This window comes from Streptomyces sp. NPDC042638, from assembly GCF_040647235.1.
Taxonomy (GTDB): Bacteria; Actinomycetota; Actinomycetes; order Streptomycetales; family Streptomycetaceae; genus Streptomyces; species Streptomyces rameus.
Genome location: NZ_JBEZBT010000048.1, coordinates 13,439 through 37,517, shown reverse-complemented (window position 1 = coordinate 37,517; position 24,079 = coordinate 13,439). Strand labels below are relative to the sequence as shown.

The following is a 24,079-nucleotide window of genomic DNA, read 5'->3' as shown; positions in this document are numbered from 1 at the left end:
CGTGCTCCACCACCTGCCGGCCGAGCTCGAGGTGCCACCGCCATCAGTGATCTTGGCGATTCCTTTGACCTCACTTGGCTGACATGTTGTTGTGACCGCCGATTGCAGCTGTGAACATACTGGAGCTTGATCATGAGACAGGGTTGAAAAGCCACCCTGCCGACGGGGACTTGAGGGTGGACGAGCAAGGAACGGCGCCCGGTGCACACGACCGCACCGAGGCTGAGCGGCGAGCCGCACGGCAGGAGGACCCCGGCAGCGCGGAGACGGGCGCGGCGGCACCGGCCCCGAGCCGTTCGCGGTTGAGGGACATCGCCGATCAAACGGTCGTCACCACCGGGCGATCGGGTACCGCCGCCGCGGCGGTCGAAGCCCTGACGGACCGGACACCCGCCCAGCCTCCAGCAGCCGCAGCGGCCCCCGGCGGGGACGCCGCACAGGTGAAGGCTCGGCAGCGGCAGTTCCTGCACGAGCTGGGCGAGTTCCGCCGGTCGCGTGTCCTGGTGCCGGTGGACGCGCTGCCCGACGGCAGCGGCGGGGAAGCACCGCTGACGGTGGACGCCGGCGGGGTCCGCTGGATCCTCGCGTTCACCGGCGAGGCGGCGCTGGCCCGGTATGCGGTGGCCCGAGGCGAAGCGGAGCGGAAGCGGCGGTACTGGCGGGTGTGGGGCGCCGCCCTGCTGGACGCGGCGGTACCCACGGTCGCCGGGTCGGGGATGCCGTGCGGGCTGTTGGTAGACGTTGCGGACGGTGAGCACGGACGGGTGCTGCCACCGGTGCTGGGAGTGGTGCCGCAGGACGTCGCGGTGGACGGGCCGGTGCCCGCCCTCACGCCGTCCGATGGCACGGAGAAGGGGGAGTAATGGAGGCGATTCCCGGTACGGGCGGTGGTGCCGCCGAGGGACACGATCACTCCGCCGGCGGCCCGGGCAGGGCTGCCGACCTGCAGGTCTTCGGCCTCGCGCTGATCGCGGACGGCATCGACAAGGCCCTTGCGGAGCTGGGCGGTCTGGGCTTCACCGCCAATGTGGGCTGGTCGGGTACGGGGCGTGGCTTCGACGACCTGGAGATGGACGGCATGACGATCGGCGACGAGTCCGTCGGGGCCGCCTTCCACACGTTCTGCGAACGCTGGCAGTGGGGCGTACGGGCCCTGGTCGACGAGGGAAACGCGTTCGCGGCGGCGGTCGGCCTCTCGGCGGGGACGATGTACCAGACGGACCAGGTCGTGAAGAACTCCTTCAAGGTGGGGCTGAACTCCCTCGAAGGCAATCCGTACGCCTCCGAGCAGCAGATCGAGAGCCAGAGCTGGAAGCAACTGGCCACACCCGCCTGGCTGCATCCGGACTACAGCGAGCAGTCCTTCCGCGACAGCGCCCACGCCTCGGAACAGGTCCTCAAGGGAATGGCCCGCGACGTGGCGACATCGCAGACGCTTCCCGGAGTGGAGGGCGTCCCCACCGCTCTCGGCATGGACCAGGACGACTACAACGCCGCGGTGAACAAGGCGCTCGGCCTGAAACCGGAAGGGCGGAGCTGATGTCGGACTGGGGCAAGCTCGGCGGCGAGCTGCTGAGCGGGGGCAAGAACCTCTACGACCATGCCAAGCGCGGCACCGGGCACCTGATCGACGAGGGAGCGGACCTCACCGGCGACGCGCTCGACAAGGTCGGCGCGCACGGCGTCGCCCAGAAGGTGCGCCACGGCGGGGACCGGGCCGCCTCCTATCTCGGTGCGCACGTCGAGGAGCGGGAACTGGGGCCGGACGTGGAGCCGTCCGACCTGATCCACGGCTCGCCGTCGACGATCCGTGAGAAGGCCGGACATCTGGTCGCGTTCGCGACGGCCTTCGCGGAGGTCGGCGTGGGCATGAAGGCCGTCGATTCGGACGGCTGGAAGGGCGAGGCCGCCGAGACGTTCCGGGAGAAGTTCGCGCTGCATCCCACCAAGTGGCTGCACGCCGGAGCAGCCTGCCAGGACGCGGCCGCGGCGCTGAACGGCCTGGCCGACACCGTGGAGTGGGCCCAGGGACAGGCGCGGGAGGCGATCCGTCTCTACAAGCAGGGCAAGTCCGCCTCGGACGCGCACCGCAAGACGGTCGAGTCCTACGAACTCAAGGTCGAACTGGGCAGCGACGACCCCGGACCGCGCCCCGCCGGGGAGGACCCCGGTGAGCACACGATGCGGGAGGCGCAGGACATCCTCGACGCGGCCCGGCGCCAGCGGAACAAGATCGCCGGCGAGACGGAGACCAAGCTGAGGGCCGCGCTGCAGCACGCACCGAAGGAGCCGCCGCCCCTCCAGCAGGTCAAGCTGGACGGGGTGGACCTCCTGACGGCCGACTCCATCGAAGGGGCGCACTTCCTCGCCGGCGCCGTCAAGGGGACCGCGGGCATCCTCAACTTCGCCCGCAGTCTCAACCCCATGGACCCGTACAACCTCACGCACCCGGCCGCCTTCCTGCAGAACAAGGTCGAACTGCTCGGCGGTGTCGTTTCCATGGCGACACATCCCGACCGTGCCCTCCAAGGGGCCTGGCAGTCGTTCAAGTCGGACCCGTCGCAGTTCTTCGGGGAACTGGTCCCGCAGGCCGCGCTGGCCGTGGCGACGGACGGGGCCGGAGCCGCGGAACTGACCGGGGAAGGCATGCTCGCCGCCGACGGCGCGGAGGCGGTCGCGGCCGAGGGCGGGGCCGCCGAGATCCCGGGCGCGGCCGAGAGCCACCCACCGGCCGATGTGGAGTCCGCGGGCACGGACCCGGTCAACCTGGCCACCGGCACCATGTACCTGCCCCAGACGGACGTCACGCTTCCCGGCGCCCTGCCGTTCGTGTTCAAGCGCCGGGCCGAGTCGGGCCTGACGTACGGGCGTTGGTTCGGCCCGTCGTGGACGAGCACCGTCGATCAGCGACTGGACATCACCCCCGCCGGCGTCGCCTTCCTCCACGAGGACGGACTGCGGCTGTTCTACCCGCACCCGGCGCCCGGCCTGGCCGTCCTGCCGCAGCACGGCCCGCGCTGGCCGCTCAGCCGGGAGGCGGACGGCTACACCGTCACCGACCCGACGGCCCGGCGGGTGTGGCACTTCGCCGACCGCGGTGAGGACCTGGCCGAACTGGTCCAGATCGACGACGGCAACGGCAACTGGATCTCCTTCGCGTACGACGAAGGGGGAGTGCCCTCGGGCATCGCCCACAGTGGCGGCTACCGCCTGCGGATCGACACCGCCGACGGCCTGGTCACCGGTCTGCACCTGGTCGGCGGGGGCGACGACGGCCGCGACCTCGCGTTGGTCCGCTACGGCTATGCCCAGGGAGACCTGACCGAAGTCGGCAATTCCTCCGGGAAGCCGCTCACGTTCACCTACGACGAGGCGCTGCGCATCACGTCGTGGACGGACACCAACGGGCACGCGTACACCTACGCTTACGACGACAGGAACCGGTGCGTCGCCCAGGGCGGCACCGAGGGCCACATGAGCCTCCGCCTGTCCTACGGCGAGAGGGACCCCGAGACCGGACTGCACACCACGACGGCCGTCAACGCGGAGGGCGCGGTACGCCAGTACCTCGTCAACGACCTGCACCAGATCGTCGCCATCGTCGACCCCGCCGGGAACACCAGGCACTTCACCCGCGACCGGTTCAACCGGCTGCTCTCCGAGACCGACGCGGTGGGCCGTACGACGTGCTACCGGTACGACGACCTGGGCAACCCGACGGAGATCATCCGCCCCGACGGCCGGCGCACCCTGTTCACCCACGACGACCGCGGCCTGCTCACCCGGGTGGTGCGTCCCGACGGAAGCACCGTCCACCAGGAGTTCGACGACCGCGGGAACCGGACATCGGTGACCGATTCGGCGGGCGGCACGACCTCCTTCACGTACGACGCCTCCGGACACCTGCGCGCCGTGCGCGACCAGTACGGCCGGGTGACCGACATACGCTGCGACGCGGCCGGGCTGCCCGTCGAGGTGCGTGATCACCAGGGCGGCGTCATGCGCTACCGGCGCGACGCGCTGGGACGGGTCACCACCATCACCGACCCCCTGGGCGCGACCGGCCGGATGGAATGGACCGTCGAGGGCCGGATCAGGCGCCGGATCAACCCGGACGGCACCGAGGAGTCCTGGACGTACGACGGTGAGGGGAACTGCCTCACCCACACGGACACCATCGGCGGCGTCACCCGTTTCGAGTACGCCCAGTTCGACCTGCTGACCGCACGCGTCGAGCCCGACGGCTCACGGTACGAGTTCCGGTACGACAACGAACTCCGCCTGACGTCGGTGACCAACCCCCAGGGGCTGACCTGGACGTACGAGTACGACCTGGTCGGCCGGCCGGTCCGGGAGACCGACTTCGGCGGCCGGGTCACCCGGTACTCCTACAACGCGGCCGGCGACCTGGTCTCCCGCGTCAACGCGCTGGGACAGGCCGTCACCTTCGAGCACAACGACCTCGGCCAGATCGTGCGCAAGACGGCCGACGGCGAGGTGACGACGTACGCCTACGACTTCACCGACCGCATCGCCCGGGCCACCAACGCCCACGCGGACCTGACCCTGCTCCGTGACCGGCAGGGGCGTGTGGTCTCCGAGCGCGTGAACGGCCGGGAGACGGCATACCGGTACGACGAGTTCGGCAGGCTTCAGGGACGCACCACGCCGTCGGGCGCCGAGACCGGCTGGCACTTCGACGCCGCGGGGCAGCCCTGCCGGCTCCTGGCGGACGGGCGCGTCGTCACGCTGGAGTACGACCTGGTGGGGCGTGAGGTCGGCCGTCGGTTCGACGAGACCGTGAGCATCTCCCGCGCGTTCGACCTGACCGGAAGACTGGCGTCCCAGGCGGTGGACGGCCCTCTCGGGCGGGTCCAGGCGCGCGCCTACGAGTACCGCGCCGACGGCAGCCTGACCAGGACCCGCGATCTTCTGAACGGTGACCAGCTGTTCGAACTGGACCTGGCGGGCCGGGCCACCCGGGTCAGCGGTGACGGATGGGCGGAGGCCTACTCCTACGACGACCTCGGCAACCAGGTGTCGGCCGAATGGCCCGCACGTCCCTTCGGCGACGACGGATGCGGGGACCGTGTCTACCAGGGCGCCGATCTGCTGCGCGCCGGCCGGATCCGCTACGAGCACGACGCCGCCGGACGTGTCGTACTGCGCCAGAAGACCCGGCTCTCCCGCAAACCGGACACCTGGCGCTACAGCTGGGACGCGGAGGACCGGCTCACCCAGGTCGTCACCCCGGACGGCACGGTGTGGCGCTACGCGTACGACGCCCTCGGACGGCGCGTGAGCAAACAGCACATCGCCGCGAACGGTGTCGACGTCCTGGAGCGGGTGGACTTCAGCTGGGACGGCGTCTCGCTGTGCGAACAGACGACCAGCTGGGGTTCCTCGGCCGACTCGGTGACCCTGACGTGGCATCTCAACGGAGCCGAAGCGGTCGCGCAGAGCGAACGCAGGACCGTGGCCGAGGCCTCGCAGGAAGAGGTGGACGCCCGCTTCTTCGCCATCGTGGCCGACATCTCGGGCTCCCCCTGCGAGCTGGTCGACGAATCCGGGGAGATCGCCTGGCGGTCCCGGACCACGAACTGGGGCAAGCGGTCCTGGTCGGTGCACAGCCACGCCTACACACCGCTGCGTTTCCCGGGGCAGTACTTCGACGCCGAGACGGGCCTGCACTACAACTACCTGCGGTACTACGACCCCGAGGTGGGCCGGTACGTCAGCCTGGACCCGCTCGGGCTGGCTCCGGCGGCCAACCCCGCCACCTACGTGGACCGGCCGTCGGTGACCTGTGATCCCCTCGGCCTCGCACCGCAGAAGACGCTGCTCCCACCCAAGCCCTACGAGACACCCGACCTTTCGCACCTGGTGAAGTACTTCAACCCGGAGGGAGGGATGAGCAACTGCACCTACCTGGGGGAAGCGTTCGACCGGTACCTTGCCGGTGAGGGGATCAAGGCCGTCCCCGGAGACATCCCGTTCCAGTCCCTCGACCGACTGCAAGGCGTGTACGGACGGGACTTCAAGGACACCGGTTTCTGGGACATGGTCGACCATGTCCGCGACTCCGGCCACGGGGCCCGGGGAATCGTGGCGGCGCTGCCCGAAGAAGGACCGGCGGGACATGTGTTCAACATCGTGAACCATCAGGGCCGTGTGCTCTTCTGCGATGTGCAGACCGGGTTCGTCGATCCTATGCTCTACAAGACGTTCAAACTGATGAGGACCAACTGATGTACACGATGGACCAGGCCGAGCAGCTGGCGGCGGATGCTCTGCGCCGGAAGTTCGGCGAGTGGAGCGATCAGGTCGCGCTCTTCGGCAACGGCGAATACGCCACCAAAAAGGGTGAGCTGTTCTATTTCGGTTACCAGTCCGTGAAGTACATCGAGACCCGGGACGACAAGTACTTCAACTACGGCCCCAACTGCATTTCGGTGCACAGCGAGACCGGCGAATGCCGGTTCCCCGACATCCACGAGGTCCTGGCCGTACAGCCGTTCAAGACACAGTGACGGCCTGAAGCCGACTGGGGGATCGAGCCGGTGGAAGCGGGCTCCTGAGCCCTCCGTCCGCGGACGGAGGGCCGCTGTCACTGCTGTCCGCCGTGGGTGTCCCCGGCGTGGTGCCCGTGCTGCGTGTGGTCGGCATGGTCATGGCCGGTGTCGGGTGAGCCGCCCATCATGCGCAGCATGGACAGCCCGCCGGTCCGAAGGAAGCGCACCAGGAGTACGGCGGCGAGGATGAGGAAGGCGATGTTGAGCCAGGTGGTGTAGTTCCAGCCGATGCCTCCCACAGGCACCCTCGCGCGGGCCTGGTCGGGGATCAGGCCGAGGCCGCCGAAGGCGAACTCCACGAGGTACCCGGCGACGACCATCGCGAGGTAGAAGGTGCCGAGGAGGAAGGCGGCCATCTTCGCGCCGTAGTACTTCCGGTAGATGTTGAGGATCGGCAGGATCAGCAGGTCGGCGAAGATGAAGGCGATCACGCCGCCGAAGCTGATGCCTCCCTTCCACAGGACCACCGCCAGCGGCACGTTGCCGATCGAGCAGACGAACGAGGCGATCGCCACCAGCGGGCCGACGACCGGGCCCCAGAGCTTGGCGGCGAGGGGGTGGCCCTCGAAGAAGAAGGTGCGCCAGAACGTGTCGGGCACCCAGGCGGCGATGGCGCCGGCGATGAGCAGGCCGACGATCAGATCGCGCAGGATCGCCGCCCATTCCATGACGAACACGTGGCTGGTGGCGGTAAAGCCTTCACGGGAGAACAGACGCTGACCGAAGGAGCCTTCGCGCTGGACGGACATGTCCATCGCAGCATGGCCCTCCATCGACCCGGCCAGCCCCCGTTCCGCCTGTGCACGGGCCTCGCGCAGCAGGTTCTCGCGCAGGCACAGCCGGAACAGGAGAGCCAACACGATGATCATGATGGGGCCGCCCACGAATTCGGCGGCGGTGAACTGCCAGCCCATCAGCAGCGCGAGGATGACGCCGAGCTCCACGACGAGGTTGGTGGAGGCGATCTCGAAGGCCATCGCGGCGGTGAAGTTCGCGCCCTTGCGGAACAGCGAGCGGGCCAGCGCCACCGCGGCGTAGGAGCAGGACGAGGAGGCGGCGCCCAGACCCGCGGCGACGGTGAGGGTGCGGGGGCGGTCGTCGCCGAGCAGGGAGACGATGGTGGACTTGCGGACCACGGCCTGGACGACGGCGGACAGGGCGAAGCCGAGGATCAGGGCCCAGGTGATCTCCCAGGTCATGGATCCGGTGATCGACAGTGCGTGCAGTACGGCGTGCATCTGTGCAGCCTTCCCTCCGAGGTGCCGCGTACGGCCGGCGGACACGCCCGTGGGGGAGGTGAGTTCGCCGGGCCGGGCCGGGCCGGGGCGGGGTGCGGGGCGCCACCGTGCGGGCGGCGCCCCGCCGCGAGTCAGCCGACGCGCAGTGTCAGGGCGGCGGTGTGGAGCGTGCCGCCGGTCCGGAACTGCAGGAACAGCCGCCAGTTCCCGGAATCCGGCAGTTCGGCGTGGAACTTCAGGTTCGGGCCGCCGTGGTCGCCGGTGGCCTCGGTGGTCGGGTGGAGGTGGGCGAACGCGGCGTCGCCTTCATGGAAGGCGGTCAGGTGGGCGTAGGTGTCCAGGTAGGGCTGCAGGTCGGTGACGGGCTTGCCGTTCTGGGCGACCGAGAGCGTCAGCGGGTGCGCCATCCCCGCCATCGGCTCGCCCGTGACCGTGACGGTGTACCCGTCGGCCTCGGCGGTGGCGGCGGGCGCGGGCAGCGGGATCTTCGTGGCGGTGCCGGGCACGGTGACGGTGTGCGACAGCACGAAGCCCTTGCCCTTGCCGGGCCCGGCGTCGGGGGTGAAGGAGGCGAACATGCGCCAGGAGCCGGGGGTGAGGGAGGCCAGGTCCGCGCTCCAGGTGCCGTCGGCGGCCATGGCGGGATGGATGTGGTGGAAGCCGGTCAGGTCGGAGCGGATGGCGTAGAAATGCATCCGCTTGGTCTGATCGACGGCGAACCCGGTGACCGGCTTGCCGTCCGGGCCCGTGACCGTGAACCGGTACGCGGCCTGGTTGCCGGACGGCAGGGCCGTGTCCTTCGGGATGAGGCGGTAGCCGTCCTTCGCGTCGGACAGGCCGTTGCCGGAGGCCATGTGGTCCATCCCGGGCATGTCACCCCTCGCCGGCGACGCGCCTCCCGAGGAGGACGCGGAGGACGTGGCGCCGGCCGAGGAGGACGCCGTGGAGGTGGCGCCGTGGTGCATGCCGGGCATGGACGAGGAGCCGCTGGAGGAGCCGCAGGCGGCCAGCGTCAACGCGAGAGCGGCTGAGGCACCGACCGCTGCGAGGCCGCGGCGGCGCGCGGTGAAACGGGACGAGGACGAGGTGACCATCGAGGTGGAGTCTTTCCGGATGGGCGCACCACACCGGTGGCGCGCGGAATCGAGCAGGACACGGTGCCGGTAGCCGGCCTGGGCCGGAATCCGGTGCGTGCCTGTCACGTCCGCGCGACGCACACCTTCAGCAGGAGACCGCGCCCGCCGCCCGGTGGCCCGCGCCGTCCCGTCCCGGCGACCGCTGCCCGCAGCCGGGCCAGCGCCCACACGGCGGGCGCCACGGCGCCTGCCACGACAAGCAGATCGGGCGCGGGCAAGGCGACTCGTTCGTGGGCCGGGGTCGAAACGCACAGCGTCCCGGGCATCCCGGATGCCTCCGCCGCCCGGACAGCGGGGCCTGCACCGTGCGCAGCCGAAGGATGGGCCCTGGCCATTGCGGCGCTGTCCTGGCCGCCGCTCATCGGCGTCGTCGCGACTGTGGACATAGCCCCGTGACAGCCCTCGGCGGCGCCGGCCGGAGCACCGTGCATGAAGAACAGACCGAACAACACCGCGCACGACACCAGCAGCCGGGCCGTGGCCTGCCTGCCGGTGGTCAGTGCGCTGTTCACGACCTGCGCCCCTTTCCTGCTTCTTGCACTACGTGCCGCCGCACGGCACGATGATACCCCCACAGGGTATCCCCTGTGCCGGTCACCCCCTGCCACGGGAACGCGGCAGGAACGCGGTGCCGCCGTATGCGCTCCCCTGAAGCGGCACATGCGCCTCACGGCTGCGTGAGGATGTCGCTCACCCGGTGGGCGTAGATCACCCGTCCGCATGGCGTGGGGTCGGGCGTCGCACAGGAAGGGTCGTTGATGTCGGCACGGTGCTCGCTCTGCGACCAGAGCAACGGTGCCGCGCCGGTGCCCTGCCCGTGCTCGTAGTACATGTCCTCGGCGCCCACCGCCGTGCGGATCTCGCCGCCGGACACCGCCAGGACACCGTCGCCTCCCACCGCTGCCCGCCACAGGCTGGCGTCGCTGTACCGGTGGCTCTGGTTGAGGTACCAGCGGTCGGCGTAACGGACCGCTCCCTGAACCTGTTTCACGGGCAGCGCGTAGGTGGCGACTGCTGACACCTGGCCGTCGGCAGTCGTCACGAGTGATCCGTCCGTGTCGTTGATGGGGAGGGCGCCGACACGGCCGTTGCCGGGATGGGCGGAGTCGGTGGTGCAGTACTCGCCCATGATGAGCTGCGGGGGACTGCTGCTGCGGTCGACCGAGAGGTAGGACGCCTTGGGCGCCCCACTCGACTCGCACGTGCCGGCCGAGCCGTTGTGCTGGGCGCTGACGAAATCGTACGAGCCCACCTGCGGCAGGACGTACCGATAGCCGTAGGAGTACCAGACGTTGCTCTGTCGTCCCACCTTGCCGTTGTCCTGGACGTTGCTGCTCAGGCCGTCGGGAGTGCTGTTGTTCGTGGCGGGGTTCCGGTCCGGGTCGAGGTCGAGGATGTCGCGCAGGTCGAACACCTTCAGTCCGTGGAGGGCATCGGTGACGTAGAGGCGGTACTTGTACCAGGCGATCCCACCGGCGTGGATGTCGATCGCCCGGTACGAGATGTGCCCGTAGGAGTTGTAGTACGGGTACGCGAGGAGTACGTGGCGGTACTTCCCGGTGGCCGGGTCGAGGAAGGACAGGCGCACCCCCTTGTCGGCACACGCGGGCGTACCGGCCGGCGTGCAGGCGGTGGAGTCGTCGTACCAGGACGTGATCACGGGCCGCTTCGTGCCCCAGTACTCGTCGGCCTGGGCATCCGAGACGCCGGTGATCCCCTGGGGGGTCCATTCCCTGCTCAGGGCGTCGTCGTCGCTCCAGCAGTACTTGACGGCGGGAGCCAGCGGAGCGATGCCGCCGTCGCCGGCGCCGAACGGATCGGTCGCGCAGGCCGTTCCGCTGCTCACGGACCTGTCGGCCTGGCTGAGCAGGTTCTGGACGCCCTGTGTGGGCAGCGAGGCGGTCAGATCGGCGACGCGTTCACTCAGGTCGGTGGCCGCGAGGCCGAACCCGCCGTCGACCGTTGACGCCACGCGGGCAGTTGTCACCCGTACGGCGGCCGACCGCGGGCTCGCCGGCGCCGCCGCAGCCTGCCCGGGCCGCCACAGCAGTGCACCGGCGACGAGCGCCAGGGCCAGGGCCAGGAGACGGGCCGCCCGGCGCGGGCCGCGTCGGTCGTGGGGAGTCTTCATCGTGACGTCAGCCTTTTGGTCGGGGGACGGGCGCGCAGCGGACGCTGTGACGAAGACGGTGCGCCGGACGAGGCTGCTCGGTCAACCACCCGAAACCGCCGAAGCGGTGCTCGTCACCCGCAACACTCGTGCGGAAGACGGGAGTTGTCCATCGCCGGTACGGCACGAACGCCGACGCGGCCGTTGCTGCGACGACACCGGCTCCAACTGGCGTTCCCCGCCGATGCGGACCGGCACTCACACCGGGACCCGGACCCGCGAGCCGTGGTCGCCCGCCGCGGGATCGACGGGCCTGAACCTTGCACTGAGCAACAACGGCCTTGCGTTCACGGTCAATGCGGCGGACGGCCGCCGGTGAAAGGCTCGCCGCGGTTCCACTGCCGCGAGCGTGCCGCGGCCCATGGCCGGGGGCCGTTCTGGACAGGCTGAGGGGGAGAGCCTCGTGAAGATGAGCAGACGACTGCCGTGGTGGCTGGCACTGCTGTGCCCGCCACTGCTCCTCGCCGGACTGCTGCAGGGCAGCGTCCCCGCCTCCGCACTGACCACCGTCACCGCGCAGTCCTCCGCGCATGCCGGCGCACCGCGCAAGGAGAAGTCCGTACCCGGTCGCCCCTTGCCCGCCGTGGCCAGGCGCCACGACCGGGAGGCCGGCTCCGCCGCGTCACCGGCGGCGCCCACCTGGCCGGCGGCGCGTTCCGGCACCCTCGACGTCACCAAGGGACGCACCACGAGGCTTCCCGGGACCGGGCTCGCCCTGACGGCCACCGCGAACACCGCGCCCCGGGTCGCGGTGCGCACCTACGACCGGGCCACGGCGCGCCGGCTCGGAGCCCTCGGATACGTCTTCACCGCGACCCGCGCCGACGACGCGGTGCCTGAGCCCGGACCCGCACCGGATTCCGCGGCCGTCACGATCGACTACGCGTCGTTCCGTCACGCCGCCGGCGGTGACCTGGCGAGCCGGTTACGGCTGGAGCGTCTGCCGCGGTGCGTGCTGGATGCCCGGCCGTGCCGGGGTCGGGCAGCCTACGTCCCCGCGGACGACGACGTCGACAAGGGGCGGATCACCGCCCGGGTGCCTCTGGCCGGCAACGCGGTGTACGCCCTGGTGAGCACCGCGTCCGGTGGTTCCGGCGACTACCGGGCCACCGACCTCAAGGCGTCCGGCAAGTGGTCCGTCGGTCCCGAGTCGGGTGACTTCCGGTACTCCTACCCGCTCCCGCTGCCCCCTCCGCCCTACGGCAAGGCGCCGGATCTGTCGTTGGAGTACTCCTCGCAGTCGGTCGACGGCCGGACCTCGGCCTCGAACAACCAGGCGTCCTGGGTGGGGCTGGGCTGGGACCTGAACCCCGGGTTCATCGAGCGCAAGTACCGGGCGTGCGTCGACGACGGAAGCCCGACCCTGTCCGACCTGTGCTGGCACTCGCCGTACTCGGGCGCGGAGGACGGCGCGGAGTACGTCATCTCCCTCCAGGGCACGACGACCGAGCTGATCAAGGACGGCAACGGCAGGTACCACGCGGAGGACGACCCGGGCTGGAAAGTCGAGCACACCTACGACGGTGCCAACTCCGACAACAGCAAGGAAGCCTGGGTGGTTTCCACGGACGACGGCACCCGCTACTTCTTCGGCTACCACGAGGACTCCAACTGGACGGTGCCGGTCATCGGCAACGACAGTGGCGAGCCCTGCCACGACGCGGCGCAGTCGCTGTGCCGCCAGACGTACCGCTGGAACCTGGACGAGATCCGTGACCCCGACGAGAACGACACCCGGTTCTCATGGACCAAGGAGACCAACTACTACAAGCGCTTCTCCAACGGCGACAAGGAGTCCTACGACAGGGGCGGATACCTCAGCCGGGTCGAGTACGGCATGCAGACCGGCGAGAAGCCGGCCGACCGTGTGGACTTCACCACCGCCTACCGCTGCCTGTCCGACGTCACGAAGCAGAGCCCCGACTGCGCGGCGCCGACCTCGTCCAGCGACAGCGACTACCCCGACGTACCCGTCGACCTGATCTGCACCAGCGGGCAGGCCTGCACCAAGAACTCCCCCGCCTTCTTCGTCACGCGGCGCCTGGCGTCGATCACCACACAGGTCTGGGACCCGGCCACCTCGGCCTACCTCCAGGTCGACCGCATCCAACCCACCTACGCGATGCCCGACCCGCCCGGCGCGACCGACGCCATGCTGTGGCTCAACTACATCCAGGTGCAGGGCACATGGGCGGCGAACGTCACCCTGCCCGCCGTGGACTTCGACGGGGCCTGGCTCAACAACCGGGTCGACTACCCCGGCGGTGACTCCACCAAGGCGATGCCCATGCGCCGTATCACCAGCATCCAGAACGGGCTCGGCGGCGCGACGGACATCCACTACGGTCACGGTTCCGCCGCCGCCACCTGTCCCAGCGACGGTTCCGACTCCACCTGGGAGTCGGGCAAGCACTGGGACACCAACGACCAGGAGTGCTTCCGCGTCGACTACCGGCCCGAAGGCTCCTCCTCGACCGTGCACGGCGTCTTCCAGAAGTACCTGGTGACCAGGCTCGACCAGGTCGACCTGATCGGTGGCTCGCCCACCAGGACCACCCAGTACGACTACCTGGGCACACCGGCCTGGCACTACGACGACGACCTCACCACACCCGCCGACCAGCAGCAGTGGGCCGACTGGCGCGGCTACGCCACCGTCCGGCAGACCGACGGCAGCGGCCCGTCCGGGCAGCGCACGGTCACGGAGACCACCCACTTCCGCGGTATGGACGGGGACAAGCTCAAGAGCGGCGGCACCAAGAACGTCAACCTCACCGACTGGGACGGCAACCAGTTCGCCGACAACCACGCCAAGAGCGGCGAGACGCTGCAGACCCGCCACTACCGACTGAACTCCGACGGCTCACGCACGGAACTCGCCTCCGAGCGGTACACCTACTGGGACTCGGGCGTCACCGCGAACGGCCCCGGCCTGCACAACGCCCACATGATCCGCCCGTACCAGACCCGGTCCCGGCAGCTGAGGTCCGACGGCACCTGGCGGCAGACCGGCAGCGACAAGGACGGCTACAGCGCCGCCAACGGTGGACTGCCCACCCGGACGGTCCAGTGGGGCGAGATCGGCACCGCGGCCGACAACACCTGCAGCGAGATCACCTACGCGCAGAACACCGCCGACTGGCGCTGGATGCTGGACTATCCCGAAACCCAGGAGACGCACAACGGCGACCCGGACGCGAGCACCACGCAGTGCCCGGGGCCGGTGGTGGCCCGCACCGTGACCCTCTACGACAACGCCACCGCACCCGGCACCGGCGACCAGCCCATCGACGGCAACCCGACCGAGATCCGCCGTTACTGGAACGACACCTCCCACTCCGACGAGAAGAAGATCTACGACCAGTACGGCCGCCTCACATCCGACACCGACCCGCTCAACCACACCACCACGACGTCCTACACCCCGACCAGCGGCTGGCCGGTCAACGGCACCAGGACGACCAACCCGCTCAACCAGAGCACCACGACGTACACCAGCCGCGCCTTCGGAGTGGTCACCCGCACCATCGACCCCAACGGGCTCACCACCACCACCGACTACGACGGTGCCGGCCGGCTGGTCCGGGTGTGGCTGCCGACCGAACCCAAGCCGAACGGCGTGGACGTCCCGCCGCCGACCGGCGCGGTGCCCTCCTACGAGTACACCTACCGCGTCACCGTCGACGGCACCGCCCCCAACTCGCAGCCGGACAAGCCGACGGTCGTGACCGCGCGCCGACTGCAGTCGCTCACCGACGGCACCCCCCAGTGGCTGCCGACATACACCTATCTCGACGGCTTCGGCCGCACGCGGGAGGTCCAGGCACCCAGCGCCGCCCGCACCGGCGGCCGCACGGTCACCGTCACCACGTACGACGACCGCGGCCTGACCAAGGGCACCTCGGCAGCGCTCTACAACACCCAGGCGCCCGGCGACGACCCGGACCTGCTGCTCAACCCGGCTCCCACGGAGATCCCCTCGTGGACGGAGAAGACCTACGACGCCCTGCAGCGGGAGACCTCCAGCACGCTGTACGGCTACGGCGCGGTCGACTGGACGACCACCACCGCCAACTACGGCGACGGAAAGGTCGTCACCCCACCACGAGGTGCCCGGACCGCCTACTGGAACGACGGCCTGGACCGGCTCGCACGGGTGCAGGAGAACGTCCCCACGGGCAGTGACGTGCCGCCCTCCACGACCCCCACCACCAGCTACACGTACACACCCCGCGGAGAGACGGCCACCATCACCGACGCGGCCGGCAACCTCACCTCCTACGGCTACGACTGGCTCGGCCGCCGCACCAGCACCCGCGACCCCGACGCGGGCCCCTCGACCACCACGTACGACCCGGCGGGCAACGTCCTCACCACGGTCGACGCGGCCGGAAAGACCCTCTCCTACACCTACGACGCGTTGAACCGCAAACGCACCGAATGGTCCGGCGGCGTGGGCAACACCAAGCTCGCCGAATGGACCTACGACACCGTGCCCATGCCCGGCCAGACCGGCACACCCACCAAATTCGTCCTCGGCCGCCCCGCCACGACCACCCGCTGGAGCGGAGGTCAGGCCTACCGAGCCGACGTCACCGGCTACGACCTGCGCTACCAGGTCACCGGCCGCACATGGACGGTGCCGTCCGCCGAAGGAGCGCTGGCCGGCACCTACACCTACGGCTACGGCTACGACCGCGCGGGACACCAGACCTGGATGACCTATCCAGCGGCCGGTGGCCTGCCCGCAGAGAAGGTCACCACCGGATACACGGCCACCGGCCGGCCGGACACCCTGACCGGCGACACCGCCACCTACGTGAAGTCCAGCATCTACTACGGCAACGGAGTGCTCCAAGGCCGGAGTTACGGGGCCGACGGCAGCGTGCAGCGCCAGTACGGCTACGAAAGCTCCGGCGCCCAGCGCCTGTCGTCCGTGCAGAGCTACGTCGCCGGCGACCGGGTGCAGTACGACACCTACGCCTACGACGACGACAGCGACCTGACCTCCGTCACCGACCAGACCCAGGCCGTACCGCAGAACCAGTGCTACGGCTACGACGCCCTGCAGCGCCTGAGCAACGCCTGGACCACCACGGCGGCCTGCTCCACCGGCCCCGCGGGCGCCGACAAGACGGGCACCGACCCCTACCGGCTGACCTACTCCTACGACGCCGTGGGCGACATGACCGCCGTCACCGACGACGGCGCCACGCGCACCTACGCCTACCCCGACCCCGGGCCGACGGCGGTGCGCCCGCACGCGGTCACCTCCGTGGGCTCCGACACCTACGGCTACGACGCCGACGGACGCCTCACCGCACGCTCGGTCGGCGGCACCGCGTCCACCCTGGCCTGGACCGACAACGGTTCCCTCGCCTCGGTCACCAGCACGGGCGCGACGACGTCGTTCGCGTACAACGCCGACGGCGACCGGCTGGTCCGCCGCACGTCGACCGGAACGATGCTCTACCTCGACGGCATGGAACTGACCCGCACCGGCACCACGGTCGGCGCGACGCGCTACTACACCTCGGGCGGCAGCGTCGTCGCCCTGCGCACGCCCGACACCCTGCAATGGCTGGCCAACGACCAGCAGAACTCCACCCAACTCGCCATAGACGCCACCACCGGCAAGGTCTCGCGCCAGCGTTACCTCCCCTACGGCGCGCACCGCGGCACCACCGACGCCCTGCCCCTGACCGACCGAGGCTTCCTGGGCAAGACGGAGGACGCGGACACCGGCCTCGACCAGATCGGCGCCCGCTACTACGACCCGTCCCTGGGCCGTTTCATCTCCCCGGACCCCCTGTACGACACGACCAAGCCCCAGTCCCTGAACGGCTACACCTACGCCGACGGCAACCCGACGACGTTCAGCGACCCGACGGGACTGCGCAAGTGCTGGCACGATGCGGACGGTCAGACGTGCGTCGCCACGCCCGGAGACAACGGTGGCGGGGGCGGCCCCGAAAGCAGCCCCAGCAACCCTGGCAGTGGTGGTAGCAACGTCTGCGGTTACTGCGGTGGTTCCCCGGGCCCCGCCCCGGTTGCCGCACCTGAAGTGCCTCAGATCCCGCTCATTTTCCCGCCTTATCCGCCCCGCTTGCCGTTCCTGTGCACCATCCCCAACCTCATCGGTCAAGACAGTTGCGGTTTCTCCAAGCCCAAGTGTCCTCATAACTGCATGGACGACGAGGGACTCCTGGCCCATTGGATAAGCGGCAGGGGCAACCGTAACGAGGTCTTCACCCAGAACGACCCTCTCACTCAATACCTGATGACATCGCCTTTCATCAGGCGAGCCGGCCTGCGGATCGCCGATGATTTGCACCGGTCGGGACTCAGTTCAGGCTCGACGGCCTACCAAGACCCGCATACCCCTGCTCAGTTCTTGAGGGATTACGCGGGATACGTCTCTCACGGCCGTTTGGGCAGCAACTATGCCGAAGCGTTCCTCGGCTCGTACATGTTGTCTTGGAGTACCACGCCCGTTGGTGACGGCGTCGCTGTGGCTCACTTCACCGTCACCAATGTCACCTCGATGAACTCGGTGTTTCATCCCGAGATCGTAGGTGTGCGGAGCAAACTGCCCGGGCCGATCCTGCACGAGACATTCCTCTTTGATCAGGCCATCCGCTATTGACCAGCCGGTCACAGAACTCATCCGACGCAACCCGGTCGTCCCCGCCCGCGCCCTAGGAGTCATGTTGCCCAACCGTCGAGTCCAGTCTCTGCTGACGGCGCTTGCCGCGCTGGCCGCCGCACTCGTCCCAGCCGCCACCGCAGTGGCCAGCCCGCCCACGTCTCACGCCCACCGAGCCGTGGCGGCCGCCGCCCCCGGTGGCGCAGCCGCCCGCGCCGACGTCAACGGGGACGGCATCGCCGACATGGTCGTCTCCACCGGCGCCCGGCTCACCTTCGCCGGGGACCCGAACGCCGAGGGGCTCGACAAGGGCGGGTCCGTCTACGTCATACCCGGCGGCGGCACGCTCCCCGCCGCGCCGGCCGTGGCGGTCAGTCAGGACAGCCACGACTTCGTGCCGGGAACGGGGGAGTCCGACGACACCTTCGGGGCCGCGCTCGCGACCGGCGACTTCAACGGGGACGGCCTCGCCGACGTCGCGATCGGCAACCCCAGCGAGAGCATCAACGCCAACCTCGCTGTCGGCATGGTCACCATCCTGTACGGCAAGCGCCAGTCGCCGTACCTGGGGCTCATCCCCAACGGCCTGGCCCAGATCGACCAGGGCGTGCCCGGCATCCCCGGTGACAACGAGGCCGGCGACCGCTTCGGCGCGAGCCTCGCGGTCGGCGACTTCGACGCGGACGGCTTCGCGGACCTCGCGATCGGCGCCCCCGGCGAGGCCATCGGCAGCACCCAGCGCGCGGGCGCGGTCACCGTCCTGTTCGGCAGCGGCAACGGGATCACGGCGAGCCGTTCCGCCGGCCTCTCGCAGGACACCTCGGGAGTCCCCGGCACCCCGGAGACGGGAGACAAGTTCGGCTGGTCGGTCGCCGCAGGAGACGTGACCGGCGACGCCAAGGACGACCTGGTGGTCAGCGCGCCCGGAGAGGCGGTCAGCGGAGTGTCCGACGCCTGGGGCGGCGTCGTGGTGGTCCCCGGCTCGCCGGGAGGCGTGAACGCGGCCGCCACCAGTTCCATCAGCGTCCAGGACACCCACACCCAGGACCACCTCCGCACGGTCGCCGTCGGCCGCTTCCACGGCGGCAACAACGCCGACGTCCTGGTGTTCGCCGACCGCGAGTCCGGCGCTCCCCAGTACTCCGGTGCTCTCGTCGTCGCCCGCGGCGGCTCAGGAGGCATCAGCCCCAGCCGGGTACAGACCATCAGCCAGAGCAGCCCGGGCATACCCGGTACCCCCGAGGAGAACGACTTCTTCGGCGGCTCCCTCGCCGTGGGCGACCTCGACGGCGACGGATACGCCGACCTGGCGACAGGGTCGCTGCGCGAGAACAACACCGGAACGGTGACACTGCTGCGCGGCGGCAGCGCGGGCCTGTTGTCCGCCCCGGGCGCCACCTTCGACGAGAACGCCGCGGTGATCGGCGCCGGCGCCCAGGTCGGTGAGGGCTTCGGCTACGGGCTCAGGATCCTGGACGTGACGGGCGACGGACGGCCCGAACTGCTGGTGACCGCCCCCTGGGAGGACGGCTCCTTGCAGGCCGGAGCCCTGTTCGTGCTGAACACCGCCCTCAGCGGGGACAGTCTCACCGTCACCGGCTCGCAGGTCCTCACCCGCGGTGCACTCGGCGGCGGATCCAACTTCGGCCCGGCCACGCCCTTCGCGGGTGGCGCCGTCGTCACACTCGACTCCAACGAACAGCCGCAGCGCGCCCCGCGGGAGCTGCTGCCCGCCGCACGAGCGGAGCATGGCGCCCACCGGTGAGGACGGAGCACGGGGGGCGTCCCGGGGCCTACCGCAGCAGCCGCTTGCGGTAGGCCCCGGGCGTGACCCCGTACGCCGACTTGAAGGCCCGGCTGAACACCGCCGGATCCCGGAAGCCCCATCGCCTCCCGACCTGGCCGACGCCGCGGCCGACGAGAGCGGGGTCGGCCAGATCCGCCCGGCAGCGTTCCAGCCGCCGTTGACGTACGTAGGTGCCGACGGTCCGCCGGTCCCGCTGGAAGAGATGATGCAGATACCGCACGGAGATGTGGTGGGCGGCGGCTATCGAGGCCGGTGAGAGACCGGCGTCGGCAAGGTGGTCCTCGATGAACGCCATGATGTCCCGGAGCAGCCCGTCGACGGGTGACGCGCCGGTCCACGGGGCACGCCCCGGACCGCCGTCCGTCCCGCGTGAAGTCACGGCACCTGTGCTTCTCCGCCCCCTTGAGACGACCTGGCTCGCAGCGTTCACGTGAACCCCCCGGAGTCCTTACGTACGGCAGGTCGGCCGGCCCGATGCACAGCCGCCCCGGATGCCGACGAGTGTGGCCGGGCGCGCTCGCGGCGGCCATCGGCGCCGGGCAACTGACCCAAGTCCGGGACGCCCCGCCCATGACCTGCGAGGATGCGACAGACGCGGGCGACACGGCGGGACGCCGGAACGCGCCCAGAGGAACGGTCGTGGCACGACGGACCGAGTGGGGGAGGGGCGTAGTGGGCCGCTGGCGACCCTTGCCCGGAGACCTGCCGATCGAGGTCGTCCGGCTGGTGCGGGAGCTGCGCCTGTGCCTGGACAGATGCGAGGCGAGCGCGGCGACCGTCGCCGCCAGGACCGGGTACAGCCGCAGTTCCTGGCGGCGCTACGTCAACGGTTCACGGCTGCCGCCCTGGCCCGCGGCGGAGGCACTGGGCGCGATGGCGCATGCCGACCGGGAGCACCTGCGGGTGCTGTGGGAGTCGGCCGCACACGCCTGGCAGCGGGGGCAGCCCCCGGACGCCTGGCCGGAGTCACCGTCTCCCGCGGCGCTCGGCGCCCCGGACCCGCACGGGTTTGCCGGCAAGCCGCCGGGCCACGCATCCTCGCCGCCGGCCTTCCGGTCGTCCGGGCGACCCGGGACACCGGCCGGCCCGCCCACGGTCCGGGTCGGCGTCGTGGCCGTCTGTGTGGTTCTCGCCGTCGTCGTTCTGATATGGCCGTGGAACGCCGGGTCGGCCGGCCGTCCACCGGAAGGTGTGCCGACGGGCCTGCCCGCTTGGCCGTACCCCCTGGCGAGCGGGGTCGGTACCGCGGCGTCCGGATGCCGGTCGACCTCCTGCGAAGGTCTGGACCCCGGCCGGGAGGGATGTGACGGCGACCGGGTGACCGTACACCGCCTGCGGGCGTACGGTCAGGTTCTGGAGCTCTTGTACAGCCCGGCATGTGAGGCCAGTTGGGCCGAGGTCGAGTCGGCGGACACCGCGGCCCACCTGCGCATCGCCACGAGGGGTGGGCAGGGGAGGCCGGCCCCGGCCGGCGCGGCCCGCACCCCGATGATCGCGGGCGGTCCGGGATCGGCGACGGCCACTGTGGTGGTCAGCGGCCACCAGCTGGGGGTCACGCGGTACGACAGTTGGATCGACCGCGTCACCGGCACAGGGTCAGGGTGACCTCGTCGGTCCGCAGCGGGCGGAACACCCCGGCATCGTAGACCTCGAGGAATCCGTCCGCGTCGCGGCGCAGCGGAAGGTCGTACCGCTCACCCCGGTAGACCGTCCAGCGGCCCACCGGGGCCAGGCGTGCCGCGGCCGTGCCCCAGGTGGCCGGACCCACCATGCCGTCCGCCGAGAGGTGGTGATTGCTCTGCCATGCGCGGGTCGTGTCGGCCGTCGGACCATCGTATGTACACGAGACCTGTCTTCTCGCCGCGTAGCCGTCGGCCCACAGGATCGCCTGCCACAGGCCCACGACATCACTGCGCGTGGTACGGCCCGACTCCAGCAGGCCTGCGGTGTGGAGGTCGGGGAGGAACCGAACGGCAGGCTCCCGCTCGTCCTCAGGCCGGGTGGCCCCCGTACACAGCGCTCCGACGACCAGCACACACAGCGCGGCCCCCGCCGCGGTCTTTCCACGCATGCGACCGTCTTAGCCGCGTCCGCGGTCACCGGCCAGGGAATTTGGCGGAATTGATGGTGCTGGTGGCCAATGCGCCGCCGATACGGTGGGGGGACACGTGGGAGAACTGGTGGTGGGGGATCTCAGTGACCTACTGGAAGCCACTGCCGGACGGCCTCGCATCGGACGTCCGACAACTGGTCACCGAGCTGAGGACGTTGAAGACCCGCAGCGGACTGAGCCTGGCGGCGCTCGCGGAGCGAACCCCGTACAGCAAGTCCTCCTGGGAGCGATACCTCAACGGCAAGACGCTGCCGCCACGGCAAGCGGTCACCATGCTGGGGGAGTTGTCGGACGCGGAGCCCGCCCGGCTCGCAGCGCTGTGGGAACTGGCCAACGCCGCCACGCACGATCAGCAGGCAGAGGGCGGACGGCCCGTACAACCCGCCCCGCGGTCCGAACCGCCCGCTGCCCGCACCGAGGCCGCTCCGCCGCCGTCCGACGAGGGGCGGCGTCGTCGGCGCGACGTACGGCTGCTCTGGACGGCGGCCCTGCTGCTGGTCCTCGTGCTCGTGGGCACCGCGGTCGTGCTGGTCCACGGGGACTCGTCGGCCGGCACCGCACAGGCCGCCATATCGGAGCCCGGGGGCAGGCCAGCCGACGTCAACTGCTTCGCGGACAGCTGCGCCGGCAAGGACCCGAAAGAGGCAGGCTGCGGGGGGGACGCGTGGACCGCGGCCCTGACCAAGGTCCAGCAGGTCTATGTGGAGCTGCGCTACAGCGACGCCTGCCGGGCGGCGTGGGCCCGCATCAGCTGGGGACGTCCCGGCGACATCGCGCGCATCGTGGGCCGGCACGACAGCGCCCGCCAGAACAAGGTGCACTACGACACCGACACCTACAGCCCCATGCTCGCCGCCCCCACCCCATCGGCCGTCAGGGCTTGCGCCGTCCTCACCTCGGGCCGGCACGGCTGTACGGGCCCAGGCGGGGACCAACGGCTCACCGAACCCCCGAATCCTCCTGCCCCCACACTGTCACCCACGGATGACACGTGACCGTGGCGGCGCTGACGGAGGCGCGCAAGGAGATCGAGCGGGGCGTGTCCCTCGTGAGCCCCCACCGTGACGATCTGGTTCTCGAACCGTCAGCCGCTCATGTTGTCGCACCGGATGAGCAGGACGCTGGAGTATGTTGTGGGGATGACTACCGGGACGGCACTGCGCCACACACGGATTGGTGACCCGGTGCTCTTCTGAGCACCGTGCGGGCGAGTGCGGGCCCGTTGCTCGATCGAGGATCCTGCGCTGCTGCGCGGGCTCCGCCTCCGTCGTGTTGATCACAGGCTCGACACATCAACCACGACAGGAGATTCCATGCCCACCAAGACGTTGCAGATTCCCACCGCGGACGGCCAGGCCGACGCGTTCGCCGCCTTCCCCGACCGCGGCGAGCAGCACCCGGGGGTGCTGATGTACGCGGACGGCTTCGGCATCCGGCCCGTGCTGCGGGAGATGGCCCGCGAACTGGCCGGGCACGGGTACTACGTGCTCGTCCCCAATCTCTTCTACCGGCACGGCCCGGCACCGGTGGTCGCGCTTCCCGAGCACATCGGAGAAGAGGTCCGGCCCGCGATCTTCGCCCAGCTGATGCCGCTGATCGAGGCGCACACCGCCGAACGTGTTCTGAGCGACGCCGACGCCTACGTCAGGTTCCTCACCGCCCAGCCCGAGGTCGGCGCCGGACCGGTGGCGGTGACCGGCTACTGCATAGGTGGCCTCCTGGCGATGCGCACCGCCGCGGCCCACGCTGGCCAGGTGGCAGCCGTCGCCGCATTCCACGGCCCGGTGGGCGTCGACGGGCCCGACCTCTTCTCCAAGCTCACCGCCCAGGTGCACCTCGGCCACGCCGAAGGCGACATGACGCCCGAGGCCCTCGGTGAGCTCAACCAGGCTCTGGACACCGCAGGTGTCAGCTACACCTCCGAGATCTACCCCGGCACCGTCCACGGCTTCACGATGTCCGACACCGACGCTTTCAGCGCCTCCGGGCTGAAGCGCCACTGGGACCATCTGATCCCTCTCCTGGACCGAACCCTGGGTAACAGCTGAGGCTCAGGCCCGGAACCAAACCTGGAGTACAGGGTGGCCCGCTAGCGCGGGGGCGGGCCGCCCGCTTCAGGCGGCAGTGCCGAAACCGGCTGCGGCTGAATCCTGCTTCAGGCAGCGGGGTGAAGTCGACGTCGGGTCACGAGGTCGCGACCGGCTTACCTGACCCGATTGCGCCGACCGAGCGTGAGGTGATCGACACCCTCACCGTCGTCGGTGACGCCCGCAGCCGCAGCGACGCGCTGGCCCGGTCCGCACGGCTCGTACGTCCGGACGCCACGCCGCGGGACGCCACGCCCGACGAGGAGCGTCCGGTCGCGCCACAATGACAGCAGGTGAGCCGACGAGACGA

Annotated in this window: 17 protein-coding genes; 11 read left to right on the top strand and 6 right to left on the bottom strand. The window is 70.4% G+C overall.

The window, feature by feature from the left end:
- Window positions 1–176: 176 nt before the first annotated feature.
- From AB0B40_RS29750 to AB0B40_RS29735, 4 genes are read left to right on the top strand one after another with little or no spacing between them, the layout of a single operon-like run.
- A complete protein-coding gene (locus AB0B40_RS29750; RefSeq protein WP_345060250.1) occupies window positions 177–863 on the top strand; it encodes an SseB family protein in 687 nt (228 codons plus the stop codon).
- Window positions 863–1,540 carry a hypothetical protein gene (locus tag AB0B40_RS29745; protein ID WP_345060248.1) on the top strand — a complete coding sequence of 226 codons (678 nt, stop codon included), beginning with the start codon at window positions 863–865 and terminating at the stop codon, window positions 1,538–1,540. Before AB0B40_RS29750 ends, AB0B40_RS29745 begins: the two co-directional genes overlap by 1 nt.
- Window positions 1,540–6,249 (top strand): putative T7SS-secreted protein, encoded by a 4,710-nt coding sequence (locus AB0B40_RS29740; RefSeq protein WP_362266554.1) that lies wholly within the window; start codon window positions 1,540–1,542, stop codon window positions 6,247–6,249. Before AB0B40_RS29745 ends, AB0B40_RS29740 begins: the two co-directional genes overlap by 1 nt.
- Window positions 6,249–6,530: a hypothetical protein gene (locus tag AB0B40_RS29735; RefSeq protein ID WP_345060244.1), complete on the top strand. Its 282-nt coding sequence runs from the start codon at window positions 6,249–6,251 to the stop codon at window positions 6,528–6,530. Before AB0B40_RS29740 ends, AB0B40_RS29735 begins: the two co-directional genes overlap by 1 nt.
- 77 nt (window positions 6,531–6,607) lie before the next feature.
- On the opposite strand, the gene AB0B40_RS29730 is transcribed toward AB0B40_RS29735, so the two are convergent.
- Complete coding sequence (locus AB0B40_RS29730; protein WP_345060242.1) at window positions 6,608–7,810, bottom strand: permease; 1,203 nt, start codon at window positions 7,808–7,810, stop codon at window positions 6,608–6,610.
- Window positions 7,811–7,941: 131 nt separating this feature from the next.
- Complete coding sequence (locus tag AB0B40_RS29725; RefSeq protein WP_362266550.1) at window positions 7,942–8,682, bottom strand: hypothetical protein; 741 nt, start codon at window positions 8,680–8,682, stop codon at window positions 7,942–7,944.
- Here AB0B40_RS29725 and AB0B40_RS29720 point away from each other — a divergent pair.
- Window positions 8,681–8,977 (top strand): hypothetical protein, encoded by a 297-nt coding sequence (locus tag AB0B40_RS29720; protein ID WP_345060238.1) that lies wholly within the window; start codon window positions 8,681–8,683, stop codon window positions 8,975–8,977. The genes AB0B40_RS29725 and AB0B40_RS29720 overlap by 2 nt on opposite strands.
- 31 nt (window positions 8,978–9,008) lie before the next feature.
- Here the strand turns inward: AB0B40_RS29720 and AB0B40_RS29715 are convergent, their stop codons facing one another.
- Both AB0B40_RS29715 and AB0B40_RS29710 read right to left on the bottom strand, forming a co-directional pair.
- Window positions 9,009–9,458: a hypothetical protein gene (locus AB0B40_RS29715; RefSeq protein ID WP_345060236.1), complete on the bottom strand. Its 450-nt coding sequence runs from the start codon at window positions 9,456–9,458 to the stop codon at window positions 9,009–9,011.
- A 155-nt stretch (window positions 9,459–9,613) separates the two neighbouring features.
- Window positions 9,614–11,077 (bottom strand): hypothetical protein, encoded by a 1,464-nt coding sequence (locus AB0B40_RS29710; protein ID WP_362266547.1) that lies wholly within the window; start codon window positions 11,075–11,077, stop codon window positions 9,614–9,616.
- A gap of 448 nt (window positions 11,078–11,525) precedes the next feature.
- Between AB0B40_RS29710 and AB0B40_RS29705 the strand changes: the two genes are divergently transcribed.
- Both AB0B40_RS29705 and AB0B40_RS29700 read left to right on the top strand, forming a co-directional pair.
- The gene (locus AB0B40_RS29705) at window positions 11,526–17,762 is read left to right on the top strand and encodes an RHS repeat-associated core domain-containing protein (protein ID WP_362266545.1); all 6,237 of its coding nucleotides are present in this window, start codon (window positions 11,526–11,528) and stop codon (window positions 17,760–17,762) included.
- Between the two features lie 61 nt (window positions 17,763–17,823).
- Window positions 17,824–19,527, top strand: coding sequence for a hypothetical protein (locus AB0B40_RS29700; RefSeq protein WP_362266542.1), 1,704 nt, complete (start codon window positions 17,824–17,826; stop codon window positions 19,525–19,527).
- A 28-nt stretch (window positions 19,528–19,555) separates the two neighbouring features.
- Here the strand turns inward: AB0B40_RS29700 and AB0B40_RS29695 are convergent, their stop codons facing one another.
- Entirely contained in the window at window positions 19,556–19,948 is a 393-nt protein-coding gene (locus tag AB0B40_RS29695) for a helix-turn-helix domain-containing protein (RefSeq protein ID WP_345060228.1), read from the bottom strand.
- A gap of 260 nt (window positions 19,949–20,208) precedes the next feature.
- Between AB0B40_RS29695 and AB0B40_RS29690 the strand changes: the two genes are divergently transcribed.
- Complete coding sequence (locus AB0B40_RS29690; RefSeq protein WP_362266538.1) at window positions 20,209–21,174, top strand: DUF2690 domain-containing protein; 966 nt, start codon at window positions 20,209–20,211, stop codon at window positions 21,172–21,174.
- Here AB0B40_RS29690 and AB0B40_RS29685 read toward each other — a convergent pair.
- Complete coding sequence (locus AB0B40_RS29685) at window positions 21,152–21,640, bottom strand: peptidoglycan-binding protein (protein ID WP_362266535.1); 489 nt, start codon at window positions 21,638–21,640, stop codon at window positions 21,152–21,154. The two genes, AB0B40_RS29690 and AB0B40_RS29685, sit on opposite strands and share 23 nt — an antisense overlap.
- A gap of 125 nt (window positions 21,641–21,765) precedes the next feature.
- Between AB0B40_RS29685 and AB0B40_RS29680 the strand changes: the two genes are divergently transcribed.
- From AB0B40_RS29680 to AB0B40_RS29670, 3 genes are all read left to right on the top strand, one after another.
- The gene (locus AB0B40_RS29680) at window positions 21,766–22,677 is read left to right on the top strand and encodes a DUF2690 domain-containing protein (RefSeq protein ID WP_362266532.1); all 912 of its coding nucleotides are present in this window, start codon (window positions 21,766–21,768) and stop codon (window positions 22,675–22,677) included.
- A 318-nt stretch (window positions 22,678–22,995) separates the two neighbouring features.
- A complete protein-coding gene (locus AB0B40_RS29675; protein WP_345060218.1) occupies window positions 22,996–23,730 on the top strand; it encodes a dienelactone hydrolase family protein in 735 nt (244 codons plus the stop codon).
- Window positions 23,731–23,918: 188 nt separating this feature from the next.
- A complete protein-coding gene (locus AB0B40_RS29670) occupies window positions 23,919–24,056 on the top strand; it encodes a hypothetical protein (RefSeq protein ID WP_362266528.1) in 138 nt (45 codons plus the stop codon).
- Window positions 24,057–24,079 lie beyond the last annotated feature (23 nt).

Coding starts and splice junctions, on each gene's coding strand:
- AB0B40_RS29745 (WP_345060248.1), top strand. CDS start 863: ATGGAGGCGATTCCCGGTACGGGCGGTGGTGCCGCCGAGGGACACGAT.
- AB0B40_RS29740 (WP_362266554.1), top strand. CDS start 1,540: ATGTCGGACTGGGGCAAGCTCGGCGGCGAGCTGCTGAGCGGGGGCAAG.
- AB0B40_RS29735 (WP_345060244.1), top strand. CDS start 6,249: ATGTACACGATGGACCAGGCCGAGCAGCTGGCGGCGGATGCTCTGCGC.
- AB0B40_RS29730 (WP_345060242.1), bottom strand. CDS start 7,810: ATGCACGCCGTACTGCACGCACTGTCGATCACCGGATCCATGACCTGG.
- AB0B40_RS29720 (WP_345060238.1), top strand. CDS start 8,681: ATGTCACCCCTCGCCGGCGACGCGCCTCCCGAGGAGGACGCGGAGGAC.
- AB0B40_RS29725 (WP_362266550.1), bottom strand. CDS start 8,682: ATGCCCGGGATGGACCACATGGCCTCCGGCAACGGCCTGTCCGACGCG.
- AB0B40_RS29710 (WP_362266547.1), bottom strand. CDS start 11,077: ATGAAGACTCCCCACGACCGACGCGGCCCGCGCCGGGCGGCCCGTCTC.
- AB0B40_RS29705 (WP_362266545.1), top strand. CDS start 11,526: ATGAGCAGACGACTGCCGTGGTGGCTGGCACTGCTGTGCCCGCCACTG.
- AB0B40_RS29700 (WP_362266542.1), top strand. CDS start 17,824: ATGTTGCCCAACCGTCGAGTCCAGTCTCTGCTGACGGCGCTTGCCGCG.
- AB0B40_RS29685 (WP_362266535.1), bottom strand. CDS start 21,640: ATGCGTGGAAAGACCGCGGCGGGGGCCGCGCTGTGTGTGCTGGTCGTC.
- AB0B40_RS29675 (WP_345060218.1), top strand. CDS start 22,996: ATGCCCACCAAGACGTTGCAGATTCCCACCGCGGACGGCCAGGCCGAC.